Genomic DNA, 1,233 nt, shown 5'->3' with positions numbered 1-1,233 from the left:
CTTTCGCATTACCAGAATTTGAGCGCATTTTATTAGAAGCTGCATTGGAGCACACTAAAGGTCATAAGCAAGATGCCGCTAAAGTATTAGGCTGGGGACGCAATACGCTAACCAGAAAGTTAAAAGAGTTGTACTGACCGTCACTTAAGCAGTGAGTTAACAATGAGAGTGCTTATCGCTCGATATTAACAGAAATGTCAGTACAATTAAGGTGAACCATCCCTAATGTGACTAGGCAATGTCTACTGCAAAGACTCAAATTACACTACGTACCGCTGTACTCATCCCTTTTGTGATGATTTTCTTACTGGCTATCGGTGTGATTGTCTACGTCCAAAAACAAAGCTATGAAGAGGTGGTGACCGACATCAGCGATAAACAGCTGTCGGTGTTGACCGAAAGTGTCTACGACCACCTCAATAGTTATCTGCGAAAGCCGTTTACGGCGGTGATGACGCTTGCTCATAACGTGAGTTATCACAACCTGTACCATCCCCATGATACGCGAGATGTCCAAGCCTACTTATTGAGCGCGTTTCAAAACCTATACCGTTCTATTCCGCAGCTGGATGTGATCGCTTTTGGTTCGGAAACTGGCGATTTCGCGGGTTTTCGTCGCGAGATCTCCGACGATTACACCTTGATGGTTCAAGATAAATACACCGATGGTAAGTTAATCATCTACGGCACAGATCATGTCAGTAACGATATTCGTACTGTCATCACGCCTTACGACCCAAGAACTCGTCCTTGGTATCAACCGGTCGCCAAAGACGAAAAACCGATGTGGTCAAAAATCTATACCAATGCGGATGAGCGCCAAGACATCACCTTATCTGCTATGACACCGGTGTACGAACACCAAGAATTTGCGGGCGTATTGGTGACAGACATTCGTATCAATACCTTCAATGAGTTTCTACGCGTCATCAAGAAGAACACCAAAGCATCGGTCTTTATCATGGACCAGGAACACCGATTAGTGGCACATTCTGGCCCAGGCAGCGTAGTGTCTTGGGGCACAAAGTTTTCGGATAAAGGCCAACGCTTGTTCGCCTCTGAAAGCGCAGACCCGATCATCAAAATCAGCGCCTCCCACGTGCGTGGTTTTGACTTGTACCATACAGACCAACCGTACACGTTTGAGTTTGATCACAGCGGCCAACGTATTTTTAGCCGCATCACGCCCTACTACGATCCAAACGGTTTAACTTGGTTCATCGGCACTTCTAT

Annotated in this window: 2 protein-coding genes; both read left to right on the top strand. The window is 46.1% G+C overall.

Annotation, left to right across the window (positions count from 1 at the left end):
* Positions 1–137: helix-turn-helix domain-containing protein (locus R7Q48_RS24375; protein ID WP_318132676.1), on the top strand; the 137-nt coding region annotated here is incomplete at its 5' end.
* Between the two features lie 101 nt (positions 138–238).
* Positions 239–1,233, top strand: a 995-nt coding sequence (locus tag R7Q48_RS24370) for a cache domain-containing protein (protein ID WP_318132674.1), incomplete at its 3' end; no start/stop codon positions are given.

This window comes from Vibrio sp. 378, from assembly GCF_033339435.1.
This window is presented reverse-complemented; position numbering and strand designations above follow the sequence as displayed.